21 protein-coding genes and 1 other annotated feature are annotated in these 19,100 nt (G+C 50.7%); of the genes, 14 read left to right on the top strand and 7 right to left on the bottom strand.

Translation table 11 applies throughout. The features are described 5' to 3' along the window. Nucleotides 1-152 precede the first annotated feature (152 nt). From BS640_RS14550 to hxpB, 5 genes are all read right to left on the bottom strand, one after another. Entirely contained in the window at nucleotides 153-1,544 is a 1,392-nt protein-coding gene (locus tag BS640_RS14550; RefSeq protein ID WP_084912816.1) for an L-cystine transporter, read from the bottom strand. Nucleotides 1,545-1,737: 193 nt separating this feature from the next. Next, nucleotides 1,738-2,295 carry a metal-dependent hydrolase gene (locus BS640_RS14545; RefSeq protein WP_084912815.1) on the bottom strand — a complete coding sequence of 186 codons (558 nt, stop codon included), beginning with the start codon at nucleotides 2,293-2,295 and terminating at the stop codon, nucleotides 1,738-1,740. A gap of 149 nt (nucleotides 2,296-2,444) precedes the next feature. Further along, nucleotides 2,445-3,206, bottom strand: coding sequence for a 2-dehydro-3-deoxy-D-gluconate 5-dehydrogenase KduD (gene kduD / locus BS640_RS14540; RefSeq protein ID WP_017492531.1), 762 nt, complete (start codon nucleotides 3,204-3,206; stop codon nucleotides 2,445-2,447). Nucleotides 3,207-3,252: 46 nt separating this feature from the next. Next, nucleotides 3,253-4,089: a 5-dehydro-4-deoxy-D-glucuronate isomerase gene (gene kduI / locus BS640_RS14535; RefSeq protein WP_017492530.1), complete on the bottom strand. Its 837-nt coding sequence runs from the start codon at nucleotides 4,087-4,089 to the stop codon at nucleotides 3,253-3,255. A gap of 225 nt (nucleotides 4,090-4,314) precedes the next feature. After that, the gene (gene hxpB / locus BS640_RS14530; RefSeq protein ID WP_017492529.1) at nucleotides 4,315-4,992 is read right to left on the bottom strand and encodes a hexitol phosphatase HxpB; all 678 of its coding nucleotides are present in this window, start codon (nucleotides 4,990-4,992) and stop codon (nucleotides 4,315-4,317) included. A gap of 181 nt (nucleotides 4,993-5,173) precedes the next feature. On the opposite strand from hxpB, the gene BS640_RS14525 reads away from it, so the two are divergent. Next, nucleotides 5,174-5,722 (top strand): YniB family protein, encoded by a 549-nt coding sequence (locus tag BS640_RS14525; protein ID WP_017492528.1) that lies wholly within the window; start codon nucleotides 5,174-5,176, stop codon nucleotides 5,720-5,722. Nucleotides 5,723-5,843: 121 nt separating this feature from the next. Here the strand turns inward: BS640_RS14525 and BS640_RS14520 are convergent, their stop codons facing one another. Continuing rightward, nucleotides 5,844-6,707 carry a fructosamine kinase family protein gene (locus BS640_RS14520; RefSeq protein WP_017492527.1) on the bottom strand — a complete coding sequence of 288 codons (864 nt, stop codon included), beginning with the start codon at nucleotides 6,705-6,707 and terminating at the stop codon, nucleotides 5,844-5,846. A gap of 322 nt (nucleotides 6,708-7,029) precedes the next feature. Here BS640_RS14520 and BS640_RS14515 point away from each other — a divergent pair, with 322 nt between their 5' ends. The 9 genes from BS640_RS14515 (at nucleotide 7,030) to ihfA (ending at nucleotide 15,168) form a co-directional block, all read left to right on the top strand. Beyond that, on the top strand, nucleotides 7,030-7,662 hold the full coding sequence (locus tag BS640_RS14515; RefSeq protein WP_026110622.1) for a transglycosylase SLT domain-containing protein: 633 nt from the start codon (nucleotides 7,030-7,032) through the stop codon (nucleotides 7,660-7,662). 346 nt (nucleotides 7,663-8,008) lie between these two features. Further along, nucleotides 8,009-9,937, top strand: coding sequence for a threonine--tRNA ligase (thrS, locus tag BS640_RS14510; protein ID WP_017492525.1), 1,929 nt, complete (start codon nucleotides 8,009-8,011; stop codon nucleotides 9,935-9,937). Between the two features lie 3 nt (nucleotides 9,938-9,940). Beyond that, nucleotides 9,941-10,492: a translation initiation factor IF-3 gene (gene infC / locus BS640_RS14505; RefSeq protein WP_071882841.1), complete on the top strand. Its 552-nt coding sequence runs from the start codon at nucleotides 9,941-9,943 to the stop codon at nucleotides 10,490-10,492. Between the two features lie 99 nt (nucleotides 10,493-10,591). After that, nucleotides 10,592-10,789 carry a 50S ribosomal protein L35 gene (gene rpmI / locus BS640_RS14500; RefSeq protein WP_017492523.1) on the top strand — a complete coding sequence of 66 codons (198 nt, stop codon included), beginning with the start codon at nucleotides 10,592-10,594 and terminating at the stop codon, nucleotides 10,787-10,789. Nucleotides 10,790-10,848: 59 nt separating this feature from the next. Then, entirely contained in the window at nucleotides 10,849-11,205 is a 357-nt protein-coding gene (rplT, locus tag BS640_RS14495) for a 50S ribosomal protein L20 (protein ID WP_009635878.1), read from the top strand. A gap of 71 nt (nucleotides 11,206-11,276) precedes the next feature. Continuing rightward, nucleotides 11,277-11,401 (top strand) — a sequence feature (Phe leader region). Continuing rightward, nucleotides 11,282-11,326, top strand: coding sequence for a pheST operon leader peptide PheM (pheM, locus tag BS640_RS22085; RefSeq protein WP_106120997.1), 45 nt, complete (start codon nucleotides 11,282-11,284; stop codon nucleotides 11,324-11,326). (Overlaps the previous feature by 45 nt.) Before the next feature lie 80 nt (nucleotides 11,402-11,481). Continuing rightward, nucleotides 11,482-12,465: a phenylalanine--tRNA ligase subunit alpha gene (pheS, locus tag BS640_RS14490; RefSeq protein WP_017492522.1), complete on the top strand. Its 984-nt coding sequence runs from the start codon at nucleotides 11,482-11,484 to the stop codon at nucleotides 12,463-12,465. Nucleotides 12,466-12,479: 14 nt separating this feature from the next. Continuing rightward, entirely contained in the window at nucleotides 12,480-14,867 is a 2,388-nt protein-coding gene (pheT, locus tag BS640_RS14485) for a phenylalanine--tRNA ligase subunit beta (protein ID WP_084912814.1), read from the top strand. Between the two features lie 4 nt (nucleotides 14,868-14,871). Continuing rightward, nucleotides 14,872-15,168 carry an integration host factor subunit alpha gene (gene ihfA / locus BS640_RS14480; RefSeq protein WP_004717732.1) on the top strand — a complete coding sequence of 99 codons (297 nt, stop codon included), beginning with the start codon at nucleotides 14,872-14,874 and terminating at the stop codon, nucleotides 15,166-15,168. Between the two features lie 416 nt (nucleotides 15,169-15,584). Here ihfA and BS640_RS22140 read toward each other — a convergent pair whose 3' ends face one another. After that, on the bottom strand, nucleotides 15,585-15,740 hold the full coding sequence (locus BS640_RS22140; protein WP_169713500.1) for a hypothetical protein: 156 nt from the start codon (nucleotides 15,738-15,740) through the stop codon (nucleotides 15,585-15,587). 265 nt (nucleotides 15,741-16,005) lie between these two features. Between BS640_RS22140 and BS640_RS14475 the strand changes: the two genes are divergently transcribed. From BS640_RS14475 to btuD, 4 genes are all read left to right on the top strand, one after another. Beyond that, the gene (locus tag BS640_RS14475; protein ID WP_017494076.1) at nucleotides 16,006-16,383 is read left to right on the top strand and encodes a DUF2502 domain-containing protein; all 378 of its coding nucleotides are present in this window, start codon (nucleotides 16,006-16,008) and stop codon (nucleotides 16,381-16,383) included. Between the two features lie 168 nt (nucleotides 16,384-16,551). Next, nucleotides 16,552-17,559, top strand: a complete 1,008-nt coding sequence (gene btuC / locus BS640_RS14470) for a vitamin B12 ABC transporter permease BtuC (RefSeq protein WP_017494077.1) — start codon at nucleotides 16,552-16,554, stop codon at nucleotides 17,557-17,559. Nucleotides 17,560-17,638: 79 nt separating this feature from the next. Beyond that, nucleotides 17,639-18,190, top strand: a complete 552-nt coding sequence (locus tag BS640_RS14465) for a glutathione peroxidase (RefSeq protein ID WP_017494078.1) — start codon at nucleotides 17,639-17,641, stop codon at nucleotides 18,188-18,190. A gap of 77 nt (nucleotides 18,191-18,267) precedes the next feature. Further along, the gene (gene btuD / locus BS640_RS14460) at nucleotides 18,268-19,017 is read left to right on the top strand and encodes a vitamin B12 ABC transporter ATP-binding protein BtuD (protein WP_084912813.1); all 750 of its coding nucleotides are present in this window, start codon (nucleotides 18,268-18,270) and stop codon (nucleotides 19,015-19,017) included. Nucleotides 19,018-19,100: the final 83 nt, after the last annotated feature.

The following is a 19,100-nucleotide window of genomic DNA, read 5'->3' as shown; positions in this document are numbered from 1 at the left end:
CATGATGTGGAGCGTTTTTTTTGTGGTGCCAAACGAGGCTGGGAACAATAATCACGGCCAGAATATAAAGAGTGCGAGCCTGCTTCTGTTCCAGAGAGTAAAGCCGGCGACGCTTGTTTTAACGCCGCCTTGACAGGCTTTAACGGTCTCGATTAACGGTGCGCCAGTTCGGCGTGTTCTTCTTCGTCCATGACTTTTTTATCGGTCAGTTTCAGCAACTGGCTGGTAATAGTCCCGGCGGTCATTGAACCACTGACGTTTAACGCGGTACGGCCCATATCTATCAGAGGTTCGATGGAGATAAGCAGTGCTACCAGCGTCACCGGTAGGCCCATCGCAGGCAGTACGATCAGTGCTGCGAAGGTTGCACCGCCGCCTACGCCCGCAACGCCCGCTGAACTGAGCGTGACGATACCGACCAGTGTGGCAATCCACATCGGTTCAAACGGGTTGATACCCACGGTAGGTGCGACCATCACCGCCAGCATGGTTGGATACAGGCCAGCACAGCCGTTCTGACCGATGGTGGCACCAAAAGAGGCGGCGAAGCTGGCGATTGACTCAGGAATGCCCAAACGACGAGTTTGTGCTTCTACGCTCAACGGAATGGTGGCGGCACTTGAGCGACTGGTGAAGGCGAAAGACAGCACCGGCCACACTTTACGGAAGAACTTCGCGGGATTAACGCCGGTAAAGGACAACAGCAGGGCGTGGACGGCGAACATAATCGCCAGACCCAGATAGGAGGCGACCACGAAGCTGCCGAGCTTGATGATGTCATGAATGTTGGAGCCGGCAACCACTTTGGTCATCAGCGCCATCACGCCATAAGGGGTCAGTTTCATCACCAGACGAACCAGCTTCATCACCCAAGACTGCATGATGTCGATGAAGGCAAGCACCTTAGGCCCTTTTTCGGCATCGTCTTTCACCAGCTGAAGCGCAGCAACACCGACGAAAGCGGAGAAGATCACTACGCTGATGATTGAGGTTGGGCTTGCACCGGTCAGGTCGGCAAACGGGTTTTTTGGGATAAATGACAGCACCATCTGTGGCACGGTCAAATCGGCAACCTTGCCAATATAGTTGGTCTGAATAGCGGCAAGACGTGCGGTTTCCTGCGTGCCTTGTACCAGACCTTCGGCGGTCAGGCCAAACAGCTTGGTCACGAAGACGCCGACCAGTGCGGCAATCAGCGTAGTGAACAGCAGCGTGCCGATGGTCAGGAAACTGATTTTACCCAGTGAAGAGGCATTGTGCAGGCGGGCAACCGCGCTGAGAATAGACACAAATACCAGCGGCATAACAATCATTTGCAGCAGCTGTACGTAGCCGTTACCCACAATATTAAACCACGGAATAGAGTTTTTCAGAATAGCGCTGTCAGAACCATAGATCAGCTGTAACGCCAGACCAAACACCACGCCGACCAACAGGCCTACAAGGACTTTCTTTGCCAGACTCCACTGCTTGCGGCTCGATTTTGCCAGCAATAAAAGAAGGACAACAAATACCACTACGTTTAGTACGAGCGGAAGATTCATACCTAGAGCTCCAGAGATAACTTAACGAACAATGCTTTAAGAATGCTGCCTTTAGAAGGGGGCACCAGCGTATTACAATGCGCGTAGATTACCAGATAGGCCGGAGGGATACTTATAGCCAAAAGGAATAGGCTATTACTTTTGGCTTTTTTTTGTATGAATTACGCGCTATTTGGCGGCTTGTTCGCCGACATTAAGTCAAATACTTCAAAATGAAGTTAAGACCGTGCGGATTGACCGCATCAATGATAGGCGTCCAGTTCGGCCAGAACAGGGTAAGTCCGACCATCAGCAGGCAGAAGGTGCGCTCAAGCTGGTTGCCTTTCTGACTTTGGATCAGCGGCAGACGGAAACGCCAGCGGCAGGGCCACAGCAGAGGCACACCCGCAGGAGTTAGCATATCGGCAATAATGTGGCTGAGATAGCCTATCACCATGCCGTGCAGCGCATCAATTGGAATAACCCAGTCATGCGGCAGGCGGGTTTTCAGTAAAAACACCCCTGCGGCGACGGCCAGCAGGCTATGGGTGAATCCTCGATGCCCAAACATACGGGCGATAGGCGCCGAAATCCATTTCAGGCGTTGCCCAAGCAGAGATTTAGGGTGATCGATATCGGGCAGCAGCGAGGTGAGCAGTGAGGCAGGGATAATATGCCACCAGTCACCGTGAGCAAGCTCAGGCGACAGCTCAGCTTTTTTAGCAAAGACTGCGCAAGCAATTGAAAAAATGAGATGACCTTCCGCAGTCATAATGCATCCGAACTGAATAACTGTTATTTTATCCAGTATAGATGAAAGCCTTTTTATGCGGAAGGTGTTACGCTGTAACTATTTGTCAATTATTTGAATAATAAATGAAAAATAGTGTGTCGGTGACAGTGTAATGAGCGATTTTATCGCTATCTCGCCAGCCAGCCGCCGTCTACCGCCAGCGTGTAACCATTAACGTAGTCAGAGGCGCCCGATGCCAGAAACACCACCGGTCCCATAATATCCTCCTGTTCACCCCATCGCCCGGCGGGAATGCGGTCGAGAATCTCCTGACTGCGCCCCTCGTCGGCACGCAACTGTTCGGTATTGTTGGTAACCATATAGCCGGGGGCAATGGCGTTGACGTTAATATTATATTTCGCCCATTCGTTGGCGAGCAGGCGGGTGATCCCCATTACGGCGCTTTTAGACGCCGTATAAGACGGCACGCGGATCCCGCCCTGATACGACAGCATCGACGCAATATTGATTATTTTTCCGCCGCGCCCCTGCTTGATAAACTGCCTCGCCACTGCCTGCGCCATAAAGAACAGCGTCTTGCTGTTGACGTTCATCACGTCATCCCAGTCCTTCTCGCTGAATTTCAGCGCATCCTCGCGGCGAATGATACCGGCATTATTGACCAGAATATCGATATGGCCGAGTTCGCTAACGGCGCTTTCAAGCAGCCGAGGAATAGCTTCAATGCTGGTCAGATCGGCACGTAAGTCCAGGAAGCGCCGCCCGAGGGCGTGCACCTGATCGAGTGTTTCATTCGGCTCAGAGCGGTTTACGCCAATGATGTCGCAACCGGCCTGCGCAAGGCCCACCGCCATTGCCTGGCCAAGGCCGGTATTACAGCCGGTGACCAGCGCCACTTTTCCTTCAAGATCAAAGCTGTTCAGCACCATAATCGTTTCTCGTCTCTGCTTATGCGGTGGAGGTCAGTTAAACGCCTTATCGGAGTGCGCTGACCGGAACCTGATCCATGTCGTTAAATACCTGATTTTCGCCGACCATGCCCCAGATAAAGGTGTAGCGCTTAGTGCCGACACCGGCATGAATCGACCAGCTTGGCGAGATAACTGCCTGCTCGTTGTGCACCAGCAGGTGGCGTGTCTCCTGTGGCTCACCCATCATGTGAAACACCGCAGTTTCTTCATCCATATCGAAGTAGAAATAGACTTCCATACGACGATCGTGAGTGTGGCAAGGCATGGTGTTCCACAGGTTGCCTTCCTCGAGTTTGGTCAGGCCCATGGTCAGTTGGCAGGTTTCCAGCACGTCAGGTACCAGGAACTTATTGATAGTACGACGGTTACTGCTCGCCGGATCGCCCAGCGTCTGCGGTGACGCCTCGGCCAGCGTAACTTTCTTGTCCGGGAAGCGGGTATGCGCCGGGGCGCTGTTGTAATAGAACTTAGCCGGGTGCTGTGCATCGACGCTGCTAAATTCGACCTGTCTTGCGCCTTTGCCGACGTAAAGCGCCTCTTCCTTGCCGATTTCATAGGTTTTTCCGTCGACAACAATCAAGCCTGGTCCACCGATATTAATGACGCCCAGTTCACGACGTTCCAGAAAATAGCTGACGCCCAGTTGTTTTCCGACTTCATCGCCCACGGTGACGGTTTTTTCGATCGGCATAACGCCGCCGACGATGATGCGGTCAATGTGGCTGTAAGTCATCGTATAGGCATTTTTCTCGAAAATTTTCTCGATCAGAAACTCACGGCGCAGTCCTGCGGTATCGAGTTGTTTGGCGTGATCGCTATGAATACTTTGACGGACTTGCATGTCGTTGCCTCTTCTACGTAAACAAAATAAAACGCGGAAAGCGCATGACGATTTCCACACTCGGTTTTCGTTGCTGAGAGAAGCATAGGATCGTTGGACTAATAATTCAATAAAAATGAAATGCTGTTTTAATTTTTGTGGGTGCACGCAAACTTTGTGACTTTTCTCGGACCTCAAGCAAAAAAAGACGAGCGCTGTGGCCCGTCGTTTGATGATGCACTGTGTTTAGTGATTAAACAGGCCGAGGTCTTCCGCCGTGAGCTCGGCCAGTGATGCCAGTTTCACGTCGGCCAGCGACCAACGGAGGTCCTGCGCCAGCAAACTGTCGGGTACGACGATAGAGCGCATGCGCGCGGCCTTGGTGGCAATCATGCCGTTAAAGGAATCTTCCAGCGTCACGCAGTCTAGTGGGTCGACGTCGAGGTGCTCTGCGGCAAGCAGGTAGACCTCGGGGTGCGGCTTGCTGTAAGCCAGGTATTCGGCAGACTGGCGGGTCTGGAAATAAGATTGCAGGTTAAACATCTCCACCACCTTGTCTATCATATGCAAAGGCGAGGCAGAGGCGATGCCGATTTTCAGCCCGCGCTCCTGGCACAGCTCAAGCGCGTGCTGCACGCCGGGCAGCAGAGGGCGGCTTTGTTCGACCAGCTCGATGCAGCGCGCGATGATTCGCGCAGTAACTTCTGCCTCACTCGGTCCCTTCCACGGCAGCGCCTGCGCCCAAAGACGAACGGTCTGATCAATCCGCAGCCCCAACGTGTGGGGGATCAGGTCTTTTCGAGAGATATCAACGCCGATGCTTTCAAAAATCTCAAGTTCTGACTGCATCCATAACGGCTCTGAATCAATCAGTAGTCCATCCATGTCAAAAATTGCGGCTTGAACGGGTTTTACATGACTCATTTTTACCACTCCCGATTACACTGAATTAGCTTGATGATAAAAAGAGCATATCACAGACTGCTGAGGGGCTCAGCGCCGAAATAATGAGTCATTAAAAGATGTTAACCAAAATTTTAGGCGTCTTTCGATAACTATGGGTAAACTGGCGTTTCTACTGAGACGTCCTAAACAAGGGGAATACATGACGTATCAACAGGCAGGCCGCGTCGCCGTCTTAAAACGGATCCTGGGATGGGTGATTTTTATCCCTGCACTACTTTCTACTGTGATTTCATTGCTTAACTTCTTTTATGAGCAGACGAAAGCCGAGAAGGGGATCAACGCGGTCATGATCGATTTTGTCCACGTAATGGTGGACATGGCCAAATTCAACACCCCGTTCCTAAACGTATTCTGGTACAACGCACCGCAGCCGGTATTGGGGCAGGGCGTGACCAGCGCCAACATCATGTTCATTCTGATTTACTGGCTTATTTTCGTGGGTCTGGCGCTACAGGCGAGCGGAGCGCGAATGTCACGTCAGGTCAGACACATTCGTGAGGGCGTTCAGGATCAGCTAATCCTTGAGCAAACTAAGGGCAGCGAAGCGAGAACTCAACAGCAGATTGAAGAGCGGATTGTTATTCCCCGTCACACCATCTTCCTGCAGTTTTTTCCGCTCTATATCCTGCCCATTATTATTGCGATTGTGGCCTATTTCGTTCTGAAATTATTAGGACTGCTGGGCTAATCCGCGTCAGAATATTGCCTGAATAACATTAGGTTATTAGACGGTTGGTGCAGTAATTAATAAGCCTGATCATATTTTTATGGTCAGGCTTATTTTCGGAAATATCTTATCCTTATTCCCGCTATTTCTCGTGCAGTAATCTTGCAATCGCGCGTTCAGCCACCACCATATGTTGCCCTCCAAACAGGTTGCTTCGGTTCAGCAAATAGTAGAGCTGATAAATCGACTGGCGTTCAATATAGCCGGAGGGAAGTGGGGTAATACTTTGATAGCCATCGATTAACTGCGAAGGAATATTGGGGTAAAGCGGTAGCATCGCCAAATCGCATTCGCGGTCACCCCAATAGCAGGCCGGGTCGAAAATAATCGGCCCCGTTTCAGACTGCGCGCAGTTGTGTGGCCAAAGGTCACCGTGCAGCAGGGAAGGCTGTGGCTGGTGGTTTTGCAGCCTGGCCCGAACCTTCTCAACGATAAGCTCGGCATCGCCGAAATTCATGCCTTTCTCGGCGGCGAGTTGTAACTGCCAGCCGATACGTTGCTGGGAGAAGAAGGTCGCCCAGCGCCGTTGCCAGGCGTTTGGCTGCGTTACGGTGGCAAGTTCGTTGTCGAAGTCCAATCCGAATTCAAGCTGTTCGCTCCATTGATGAAGCGCGGCCAACTGTTGCCCCAGGAGGTAGGCGTTATCGACGTCGAGCGGGGAAAGCGGCAGATATTCAAGCAGCAGAAAACTGTAATCGCGGTCGCTGCCAACGCCGTAGACTTCCGGAACCTGGACCGTTTTGCTCTTGGCGAGCATAGCCAACTGATCGGCTTCGGCGGCAAACAGCTCGAGCATTTCCCGGCTATTGCACTTAACAAACACCTCTTTGTCGCCGTAGCTTACTCGCCAGGCGGCATGGATCTCACCGCCGGGAAGCTCTACGCGTTCACGAATTTCTGCACTACCAAGATGTTCACTCAACAGACGATTAACGGCTTGCCACATGGTATCACCCCTTCTGACTGGCCAGATAATTCATTAAGTTAGCTTTTTCATTGCAGGAAAACCCCGATCGAACGCACAGCACAGGGCAGGGTATTGATTATTTATATCAGGCAGATTACTACATTCATTATTTCTAAAATCACGCAAAGCACGTAAAAAAGGCATTATTACCAAAAACTGACATTAATACAGGATTTATCCGATCGACTAATTCCTCAGTTCCTTGTTTCATCTAGCATTATTAATAATAGACGAAAAATATATTCTAGTGTTCAAAAAATGTGTATATGCTGGCTTTCGTCCAGGTCGCGAGAGAAAACACGTGAAACTCAAATTTCTTTATTTGATGACTGCGCTATTTTTAGCGGGGTGCGCGAAAGAAACCCCAATACAAACAAGTAAATTGACGCCGCAATACCCTGTTCAGGAAGAGCCCTCGTTAATGCATCAGGGACCTTACGGTAGCGTTATTAAACAGGCAGCCAGCACCTACGGCGTCGACGAAACATTAGTTAAGGCAATTATTCAGGTAGAGTCAGGATTTAACCCTGGCGCAGTCAGCAAGTCTAACGCCGTCGGGTTAATGCAACTCAAGGCTTCGACCGCAGGACGCGACGCTTACCGACTGAAAGGACGCTATGGTCAACCGACCACCCATGAACTGAAAGATCCACGCGTTAATATTGATTTAGGTACCGCTTACCTAAGCATGTTGCAGCAGCAATTGGCCGGAATAAGTAATCCCGAGACCCTGCGCTATGCCACTACGGTTGCTTATGTAAACGGAGCTGGAGCACTGCTGAGAACCTTCTCGAAAGATCGGGTTTATGCCGTGGCTAAAATTAATCAAATGACGCCTGAGCAGTTCTATAAACACATACAGAAAAATCACCCTGCCGCTCAGGCCCCACGTTATCTGTGGAAAGTGAACAACGCCTATCTGGCGATGCGTTAAGACGAATTCAATAAACGCCCCCTGTGGAAACACATCCGGGGGCGTTTAATCTTTCCGTGCTTTCATGAAATCTTGCACACTCCTGCTATCACTGGGCTCAACGCCAGTAACGCCTGTATTCCCCAAAAAAAGCCACGTAAGTTGCTGGAAAAATGCGCTTTACGGGTGTTACACTCTTTTCCAGTTGTTTGCGTCACACCCTAAGTTCTGCCGTTGATTGAGCTTATGCGTGTACATATTTGGCAAGGTAAAGCTAAATAGCGCAATTAACCAAATGAATTCAAATACAAATATTTTTCTATATGTGCTCTGTCGTGTGGGGCACCACTGTAGATGAGGAAACAACATGCCTGTTATTACTCTCCCTGACGGAAGTCAGCGTCAGTTTGATCATCCCGTTTCTCCTTATGATGTGGCACTGGATATCGGTCCGGGTCTGGCGAAAGCCTGTATCGCCGGTCGTGTAAACGGTGAGCTGGTTGATGCCAGCGATCTCATCGAGAACGATGCTCAATTAGCCATTATCACCGCCAAAGATGATGCCGGACTTGAAATTCTCCGTCACTCCTGTGCGCACCTGTTGGGTCATGCGATTAAGCAGCTCTGGCCTAACACCAAGATGGCTATCGGTCCTACTATCGACAACGGTTTCTACTACGATGTTGACCTGGACCGCACGTTGACTCAGGAAGATCTCGACCTGCTTGAAAAGCGCATGCACGAGCTGGCTGAAAAGAATTACGACGTTATTAAAAAGAAAGTCAGCTGGCAGGAAGCGCGCGACACCTTTGAGAGTCGCGGCGAGCAGTACAAAATGACTATTCTTGATGAAAACATCAGCCATGACGATCGTCCGGGCCTGTATCATCACGAAGAATACGTTGATATGTGCCGTGGTCCACACGTGCCGAACATGCGTTTCTGCCACCACTTCAAGCTACAGAAGACTTCTGGCGCTTACTGGCGTGGCGACAGCAACAATAAAATGTTGCAGCGCATTTATGGTACAGCCTGGGCTGACAAGAAGCAGCTGAACTCCTACCTGCAACGTCTTGAAGAAGCCGGTAAGCGCGACCACCGTAAAATCGGTAAGCAGCTTGACCTGTATCACATGCAGGAAGAAGCGCCGGGTATGGTGTTCTGGCACAACGACGGCTGGACCATCTTCCGCGAGCTGGAAGTCTTCGTGCGCATGAAGCTGAAGTCTTATCAGTATCAGGAAGTGAAAGGCCCGTTCATGATGGACCGTGTGCTGTGGGAAAAAACGGGCCACTGGGACAACTACAAAGAAGCGATGTTCACCACCTCTTCCGAGAACCGTGAATACTGCATCAAGCCGATGAACTGCCCAGGTCACGTGCAGATTTTCAACCAAGGGTTGAAGTCTTACCGCGATCTGCCGCTGCGCATGGCTGAATTTGGTAGCTGTCACCGTAATGAACCGTCGGGTGCCTTGCACGGCCTGATGCGCGTTCGTGGCTTCACTCAGGACGACGCCCACATCTTCTGTACAGAAGAGCAGGTTCGCGATGAAGTGAACAGCTGTATCAAAATGGTCTACGATATGTACGGCACTTTCGGGTTTGAGAAGGTGGTAGTCAAGCTCTCGACCCGTCCTGTCAAACGCATCGGTACCGACGAAATGTGGGACCGTGCCGAAGCCGACCTTGCGGCTGCGTTAGTCGAAAATGACATCGCATTCGAATATCAGCCGGGTGAAGGGGCCTTCTATGGTCCGAAAATTGAATTTACCTTGCATGATTGTTTGGATCGTGCGTGGCAGTGTGGTACCGTGCAGCTCGACTTTTCATTACCGGAGCGTTTAGACGCCACTTACATCGGCGAAAGCAACGATCGTAAGACCCCGGTTATGATTCACCGAGCAATTTTGGGTTCAATGGAACGCTTCATTGGTATTCTGACAGAAGAATACGCGGGCTTCTTCCCAACCTGGATTGCACCGGTACAGGTAGTTGTGATGAATATTACCGATTCACAGGCGCCTTATGTCGAAGAATTAACCAAAAAACTGCAAGATGCAGGTATTCGCGTTAAAGCCGACTTGAGAAATGAGAAGATTGGCTTTAAAATCCGCGAGCACACGCTGCGTCGTGTTCCCTATATGTTGGTTTGTGGTGATAAAGAGGTCGAAGCAGGCAAAGTTGCCGTTCGTACCCGCCGCGGTAAAGACCTGGGAAGCATGGACGTTAGCGAAGTCGTTGACAAACTGCTGGCGGAGATCCGCAGCAGAAGTCTTCATCAACTGGAGGAATAAAGTATTAAAGGCGGAAAACGAGTTCAACCGGCGCGTCCTAATCGCATTAACAGAGAAATTCGCGCGCAAGAAGTTCGCCTAACTGGCGTCGATGGCGAGCAGATTGGTATTGTCAGTCTGAATGAAGCTCTTGAAAAAGCTGAGGAAGCTGGTGTTGATTTAGTAGAAATCAGTCCGAATGCCGAGCCGCCGGTTTGCCGAATCATGGATTACGGCAAGTTCCTCTACGAGAAGAGCAAATCGACTAAAGAACAGAAAAAGAAACAAAAAGTTATTCAGGTTAAGGAAATCAAATTCCGACCTGGTACCGATGATGGCGACTATCAGGTCAAACTACGCAACCTGATTCGCTTTCTGGAAGATGGCGATAAAGCCAAAATCACGCTTCGTTTCCGCGGACGTGAAATGGCGCACCAGCAGATCGGTATGGAAGTGCTTAACCGCGTCCGTAAAGACCTGTGTGAAGATATTGATCTGGCCGTTGTCGAATCCTTCCCTACGAAGATCGAAGGCCGTCAGATGATTATGGTGCTCGCACCCAAGAAGAAACAATAAGGCTCTCAAGTAGCCTGACCCACAGCGTGCTTGCATGCCGTGGGTCATGTTCGCCTTACTGATTCATGTTATCAACAATGCGAAGTGGAATTATTTATAATGCCAAAGATCAAAACAGTACGCGGCGCCGCTAAACGCTTCAAAAAAACCGCTAACGGTGGTTTTAAGCGTAAGCACGCTAACCTGCGTCACATTCTGACCAAAAAATCGACTAAGCGTAAACGTCACCTGCGTCCAAAAGGCCAAGTATCCAAGAACGATTTGGGTCTGGTTGTTGCATGCTTGCCGTACGCTTAAAAATATATCCTTAAAGATATATCACTTTTTTTAATCAAGAATAAAACTCAGGAGAGCATATGGCTCGCGTAAAACGTGGTGTGATTGCACGTGCACGTCACAAGAAAATTTTAAAGCAGGCGAAAGGTTACTACGGTGCCCGTTCGCGCGTATATCGTGTTGCATTCCAGGCTGTTATCAAAGCTGGTCAATACGCTTACCGTGACCGTCGTCAAAAGAAACGTCAGTTCCGTCAGCTGTGGATCGCGCGTATCAACGCAGCAGCTCGTCAGAACGACATGTCTTACAGCAAATTCATTAACGGCTTGAAAAAAGCTTCTATTGAAATTGACCGTAAGATTCTGGCTGACATCGCAGTATTCGACAAAGTGGCATTCTCTGCACTGGTCGAAAAAGCGAGAGCAGCTCTGGCGTAAGTCAGGTGAAAGAGGGAGCTTGCTCCCTCTTTTATATTGCATTGATAAAACCGTTAATATTTAAGGTAATGCAAGCATGAATGCTGCTATTTTCCGCTTCTTTTTTTACTTTAGCGCCTGACTCAGGAAGGCTTTCGCGCGTAAGAAAAGAAACGGAAAAAAGCGCTAAAGCCTCCCTAGTGGAGGCTTTTTTTTTGCTCTTGCCCATTCGAATTCAAGATTTACTCATACTTTTATTTCACATCGGGTCACATCGGCCAGAAGAAGAGGAAAGCAATGTCACATCTCGCAGAACTGGTTGCCAATGCCAAGGCAGCCGTAGAGAGTGCCCAGGACGTCGCCGCGCTAGATTTAGTCCGCGTCGAGTATTTAGGCAAGAAGGGGCATTTGACCCTACAGATGACTTCACTGCGCGAGTTGCCAGCTGAAGAGCGTCCGGCGGCGGGTGCGGTTATCAACCAGGCCAAGCAGGAAGTTCAGGACGCGCTGAACGCACGCAAGAACGACCTGGAGTCTGCGGCCCTCAACGCACGACTGGCCGAGGAAACTATCGACGTTTCCCTGCCTGGACGTCGCATCGAGAACGGCGGTCTGCACCCTGTAACCCGCACTATCGACCGCATTGAGACCTTCTTTGGCGAGCTTGGCTTTTCTGTTGAAACCGGTCCTGAAATCGAAGATGACTATCACAACTTTGATGCGCTGAATATTCCTAGCCACCACCCAGCGCGTGCCGATCACGACACCTTCTGGTTTGATGCGACCCGTTTGCTGCGTACCCAGACTTCTGGGGTACAGATCCACACCATGAAAAACCAGCAGCCGCCGATCCGTATCATCGTTCCAGGTCGCGTATATCGTAACGATTACGATCAGACCCATACCCCGATGTTCCATCAGATGGAAGGCCTGATCGTTGATAAAAACATCAGCTTCAGCAATCTGAAGGGCACGCTGCACGACTTCCTGAACAACTTCTTTGAAGCCGATCTGCAAATTCGTTTCCGTCCTTCCTACTTCCCGTTCACTGAACCTTCTGCGGAAGTTGACGTAATGGGCAAGAACGGTAAATGGCTCGAAGTGCTGGGCTGCGGCATGGTTCACCCTAACGTCTTACGCAACGTCGGTATCGATCCTGAAGTCTACTCCGGCTTTGCATTCGGTATGGGCATGGAGCGTCTGACCATGCTGCGTTATGGCGTGAACGATCTGCGCGCATTCTTCGAAAACGATCTGCGTTTCCTCAAACAGTTTAAGTAAGGCGGGAATATCACATGAAATTCAGTGAACTCTGGTTGCGTGAGTGGGTAAACCCAGCCATCAGCAGCGAAGAACTATCAGAACAAATTACTATGGCCGGCCTGGAAGTTGACGGTGTTGATGCCGTTGCTGGCGCTTTCAACGGCGTGGTCGTGGGGGAAGTGGTCGAGTGTGGCCAGCATCCCAACGCCGACAAACTGCGTGTCACTAAAATCAACGTGGGCGGCGATCGCCTGCTCGATATCGTCTGCGGCGCGCCAAACTGCCGTCAGGGCCTGAAAGTGGCCGTGGCGACCGTCGGTGCCGTTCTGCCGGGTGATTTCAAAATCAAGGCGGCGAAACTGCGCGGTGAGCCTTCTGAAGGCATGCTGTGCTCGTTCTCCGAGCTGGGTATTGACGTTGAGAGCGAAGGGATCATCGAGCTGCCGCTGGATGCGCCAATTGGCACTGACATCCGTGAATTCCTGAAGCTTGACGACAACACTATCGAAATCAGCGTCACCCCTAACCGCGCTGATTGCCTGGGCATCATCGGCGTTGCGCGCGACGTCGCGGTTATCAACCAGCTGCCGCTGATTGAACCAGACATGTCTCCAGTGGCTGCAACCATCAATGACACGCTGCCAATCGAGGTTAAGGCTAACGAGGCCTGCCCACGCTATCTGGGCCGCGTTGTTAAAAATATTAACGTTGCCGCTCCAACACCCCTGTGGATGAGCGAGAAGCTTCGCCGCTGCGGTATTCGTTCCATCGACCCGGTTGTCGACATCACCAACTACGTGCTGCTCGAACTGGGCCAGCCAATGCATGCCTTCGACCTGAACCGCATCGAAGGCGGCATCGTTGTGCGTCTGGCTAACAAAGACGAAGAGCTGACGCTTCTGGACGGCACTACGGCCAAACTGAATGACGACGTGCTGGTTATTGCTGACCACAAGAAAGCGCTGGCAATGGGAGGTATTTTCGGCGGGGCGCATTCCGGCGTTAACGCACAGACTCAGGACGTGCTGCTGGAGTCTGCCTTCTTCAATCCGCTGTCAATTACCGGCCGTGCGCGCCGTCAGGGTCTGCACACTGATGCATCGCACCGCTATGAGCGTGGCGTAGATCCTGAGTTGCAGCGTAAGGCAATGGAGCGAGCTACCGCGCTGCTGCTGGAAATCTGTGGCGGACAGGCTGGCCCGATTATTGACGTTACCACTGACGCTACGCTGCCTAAAGCGGCCAAAATTACCCTGCGTCGTGAGAAGCTGGATCGCCTGATTGGCCACCACGTAGAAGATGCGCAGGTGACTGATATTCTCAAGCGTCTGGGCTGCCAGGTTGAAGTGCAGGCAGAAAGCTGGGTTGCCGTTGCGCCAAGCTGGCGTTTCGATATGCAAATCGAAGAAGACCTGGTTGAAGAAGTCGCGCGCGTTTACGGCTACAACAATATTCCTGACGTACCCGTCAAAGCCAATCTGGAAATGACCCAGCATCGCGAAGCGGATCTTTCTCTGAAACGTGTGAAAAATCTGCTGGTTGATCGCGGTTTCCAGGAAGCGATCACCTACAGCTTTGTCGATCCTAAGGTTCAGCAATGGCTGCATCCGGGCGAAGAAGCGCTGATCCTGCCTAACCCAATCTCCGTAGAGATGTCTGCAATGCGTCTTTCGCTGTGGACTGGCTTACTGACTTCAGTGGTTTACAACCAGAATCGCCAGCAGAGTCGCGTGCGTCTGTTCGAGAGCGGCCTGCGTTTTGTTCCTGATTCTGAAGCATATTTGGGTATTCGTCAGGATCTCATGCTGTCAGGTGTTATCTCAGGCAACAGAAATGAAGAACATTGGGATCTGGCGCGTCAGTCAGTTGACTACTACGATTTGAAGGGTGATCTTGAAGCGATTCTTGAACTTACCGGCAAATTAGACCAGATTCAGTTCAAGGCAGAAGTGAACCCGGCGCTGCATCCGGGGCAGAGTGCTGCAATTTATTTACACGGCGAACGTATTGGTTTCATTGGAGTAGTACATCCAGAACTGGAACGTAAGCTTGACCTGAATGGTCGCACTGTGGTGTTCGAAATGGAGTGGAATAAGCTTGCAGACCGCGTCCTGCCTGACGCGCGCGAGATTTCTCGCTTCCCTGCAAACCGTCGTGACATCGCCGTTGTGGTCCCTGAAAACGTCGCCGCAGACGATATTTTGGTAGAGTGTAAGAAAGTTGGCGCAAATCAGGTAGTTGGCGTAAACTTATTTGACGTGTACCGTGGCAAGGGCGTAGCGGATGGTTTTAAAAGCCTGGCTATCAGTCTGGTATTGCAGGATACCGCTCGTACACTGGAAGAAGAGGAGATTGCCGCTACTGTTGCAAGATGTGTAGAGGCTCTAAAACAGCGATTCCAAGCATCCTTGAGGGATTGAACCTATGGCGCTTACTAAAGCTGAAATGTCAGAACACCTGTTTGAGAAGCTCGGGCTGAGCAAACGGGATGCCAAAGACCTGGTTGAGCTATTCTTTGAAGAAGTACGTCGTGCTTTAGAGAACGGTGAACAAGTTAAATTGTCTGGCTTTGGCAATTTTGATCTGCGTGACAAAAACCAACGTCCGGGGCGTAACCCGAAAACTGGCGAGGACATTCCTATTACGGCGCGCCGTGTGGTGACCTTCCGTCCAGGACAGAAGTTGAAGAGCAGAGTGGAAAACGCCACTCCGAAAGAATAAGTCAGTCTGATAAAAAGGCCGCGTATGCGGCCTTTTTTTTTGCTCGCGATTTGAAAAAAGAACCCCTGCCAGGGAATGAAGGAGGGGGCGCGAGATATGACCAAAATGTGTCTACTGAAAAGTATTTAATGAAAGTGAAAAGATAACGTTAAGGTGTTGGGATCTTCAGGAATAGTCTGATAGATTAAATTTCATCGAGAAAAGGGAATTATCTTAAATCGTTTTTTAAATATTTAACGATGCAGTTTATTTAATTTAGAGCACGATTTTTTGTTTTATTGTTCAGCGTTAGGACAATAAAAAAAGGGGCCGAAGCCCCTTGATAAAGTTGTCAATACTGTTGCGAAAAAATGAACCTTAGCGAGATTAATATCGGTAATGCCACCGACAAACGCTTAAGTTAACATTTCTCGCGATTAGTGACCTGGGCCGCCGCCGTGCCAGCCGCCGCCGCCACCGCCGTGATAACCGCCACCACCGCCACCACCTGGACCCCAGAACGGTGGGAATAAGCAGCCGCTGAGGCTACAGGCAACCAGAGCCACGGTAACAAATGCCAAAATACGACGCATAATTATTCCTTTGTTAGTTTAAACAGCCCGATTATAAATAAAACGAAAAATATCTGTTGTCAGACTAACGTTAAGAGATGTTAGCGCAGTTATGAAAGCTGAATGTTATTTACGCAAGAGTCTATTAATTCATTTCTATTTTGATACAACTGTTTTTTAATTGTAAGCATGCCGCAATTTATCTGAAAATCCCCAGTCTTCCTAGATTAAGCTATAATTCATCTTGTTATTAAATTTCTCAGGAAATAAAACTAAGGTGGATGTTGTGAAAAAATCTCATTTGATGCTTTGCCTCGCATTGACCCTACCGGCCGTCGCGCAAATCAACGTTGCCCAGGCCGCCGTAAACGTCGACGTCAATACGCCGAGCGGTTCCATTCATATTGGTGACCAAGACACTCGCGGTCACTATTGGGATGGTTATGAGTGGCGCTCGCCGCAGTGGTGGCATCAGCACCACAACAAGCGCCTGGGGGAGCGCAACAGCCGCGGTCTTTACTGGCATGGCGATCGTTGGGACCCTAAACCGCCACCAAAACACTTTGCCGGTGCAGAAAGGGGCATGCGTCCTGACCAGGGCAATGGCACGCACGGCGCAGAGGGCCATGGGCCTATTCCGCCAACCAGCGGTCCACATAGCTAATCTCGCGCAGTAAAAAGCGCGGAGTCAATGAAGCTGTCGCAACCCGTGCGGCAGCTTTTTTTATCGACTTTTTTCCGGCAAGCCGCTATTTAGCGTTCAAATCTGCTATTAACTGTTTAATATGAAAATCAGAAACACCGAATGGCCTCAGGAGCTTGCCCCGCTAACATGTCATCTACCCCTTCTTTCATTCAGCTTGAACAGCAACAAAAAAGCCGTGACGTTAAACGGCTAACGGCGCTGACTCTGCTGTTGGCAGCGGTGCTGATTTTCAGCCTTTGCGCGGGTGACAGCTGGCTGTGGCCGGATCAATGGCTGACACCTTCGGCTAAACTGTTTGTCTGGCAGATTCGACTGCCACGCGCGTTGGCGGTGATACTCGTTGGGGCAGGGCTTGCCGTTTGCGGAGCCGTGATGCAGGCACTGTTTGAAAACTCGCTGGCTGAGCCGGGTCTGCTCGGGGTCTCAAGCGGCGGTGGCGTAGCGCTGGTGATTTGTGTCCTGTTGGGCCACGGCCTGCTTCCTATATGGATAATGAGTCTTGCGGCGGTTGCCGGTTCGCTGGCAGTCACCTTCGTCTTGCTGTATTTCGCCCGCAGGCGGCTGTTTGCGCATTCGCGACTGCTGCTGGTCGGCGTCGCGATTGGCATTATCTGTAGCGCCATCATGACGTGGGCGGTGTACTTTAGTTCCAGCCTCGACCTGCGTCAGCTGATGTACTGGATGATGGGCGGTTTTGGCGGTATCGACTGGCGTCAGTCGTGGCTTGGCCTGTTGCTGTTGCCGGTTTTGCTGTGGCTCTGCGCGCAGGGGCATCCCCTGAATCTGCTTTCACTTGGCGCCCATCAGGCGCAGCAGCTTGGTCTGCCTGTCGCCGTCTGGCGTAATTTGCTGGTGCTCGCGATGGGCTGGATAGTAGGCATTAGCGTCGCGCTGGCAGGTGTCATCGGCTTTGTGGGTCTGGTTATCCCCCATTTGCTGCGCTTAAGCGGCATAACCGATCAACGGCGACTGCTTCCTGCCTGCGCGCTGGCCGGCGGTGGCGTATTATTATCGGCGGACGTGATGGCGCGCATTGCGCTGTATTCTGCCGAACTCCCTATCGGGGTCGTGACCGCCGTTTTGGGCGCGCCCCTATTTATTTGGCTGCTGGCGAGAGGCGAGCGGCTCGACTAGGCAGCATTTTCATCGATTGCTGTCCAGTTTTCGCTATTATCACAGTGTTTACCCTAACCACGACAATAGGATACGAATTATGAGTCATGCGATTTATTCAACTCCACTGACCACCATTGACGGCAAATCAACCACACTGGGTGCCTTTGAGGGCAAAGTGTTGTTGGTGGTTAACGTCGCATCACAGTGCGGCCTGACCAAGCAGTATGAAGGTCTTGAGAAACTGTATCAGTCCTTGCATGAGCAAGGTTTTGAGGTTCTGGGATTCCCGTGCAATGAGTTTGGCGCGCAGGAGCCGGGTACCGAGGAGGAAATTCAGACCTTCTGTACTACCCAGTTTGGCGTGAAATTCCCGCTGTTTAGTAAAATCGAGGTCAACGGTGAGGGTCGACATCCGCTGTATAAAGCGCTGACAGCGGCAAAACCGCAGGCGGTAAAACCTGAGGGCAGCGAATTCTATCAGCGATTGGCAAGCAAAGGCCGTGAGCCGGTCAAGCCTGAAAACATTCTATGGAACTTTGAGAAGTTCCTGATCGGACGTGACGGTGAAGTGCTTCAACGGTTTGCACCAGATATGACGCCGGAAGATCCTATTTTGCTCGAGGCGGTTAAAAAAGCGCTGGCGAAATAAATCTTGTTTGGGCTAAAAGGGCGGAAAGTTTCCGCCCTGACTTTATTATTTTCCCGGCAACAGATATTGGTTAATTTATGCTGAAAATAAAACAGTTGGCGCTGGAGTCACGCTTTTTGCCCTTAAGTACCCGCGTATCTGCGGGCGCTCGCGTGCATATTGTCGGGCCAAATGGGGCAGGAAAGAGCAGTCTGTTGGCAAGCATCGCCGGAATGCTAAATGCCACCGGAGAGGTATCAATCGACGGTCAATTAATCACTAAACTTTCTGGCAGAGAACTTTCTCGTTACCGCAGTTATTTATGCCAGCAATATTTACCGCTTTCGACCATGCCGGTATTTCAGTATTTATTCTTGCATCAGCCGGTCGGCGTGGAGCCCGTTGTGCTTGAAAAAACGTTAAACCTGCTGTGTGGAAAGCTACATTTGGCCGACAAACTTTCAACAGCGGTGACTCGACTTTCCGGCGGTGAGTGGCAGCGCGTTCGCCTGGTTGCCGCATTATTACAGGTTTGGCCAACAATTAATCCGCAAGGTGCGCTTTTACTGCTCGATGAGCCAGCCAATAGCCTGGATATTGCCCATCAACGGGCGATGGACGCACTTATCGATGAATTTTGCGCCGTGGGAGGAATAGCCCTCGTCACCGACCATGACCTCAACCACACGCTGCATCACGCCGATTGGGTATGGTTGATGCACAAGGGAAAAACGGTAGCGATGGGGACACCACAGAACGTGTTACAGCCAGAAAACCTGACGCCTGTTTACGATGTTGATTTTAAATTGCAGCATTTTTCAGGAAAATCATGGATTATGACCCCTTGATGTAGAAACTATTAAATATAAATAATTTCACCGCTACGTTTTTTTGTAAAAATAAAAAACCGCAAAATTTTAAAAAGAAGTTC

The sequence above is a fragment of the Rouxiella badensis genome (assembly GCF_002093665.1).
In the GTDB taxonomy this organism is placed as follows: domain Bacteria; phylum Pseudomonadota; class Gammaproteobacteria; order Enterobacterales; family Enterobacteriaceae; genus Rouxiella; species Rouxiella badensis.
The sequence above is the reverse complement of the archived record's forward strand: the minus strand, read 5'-3'. Positions and strand labels throughout refer to the sequence as shown.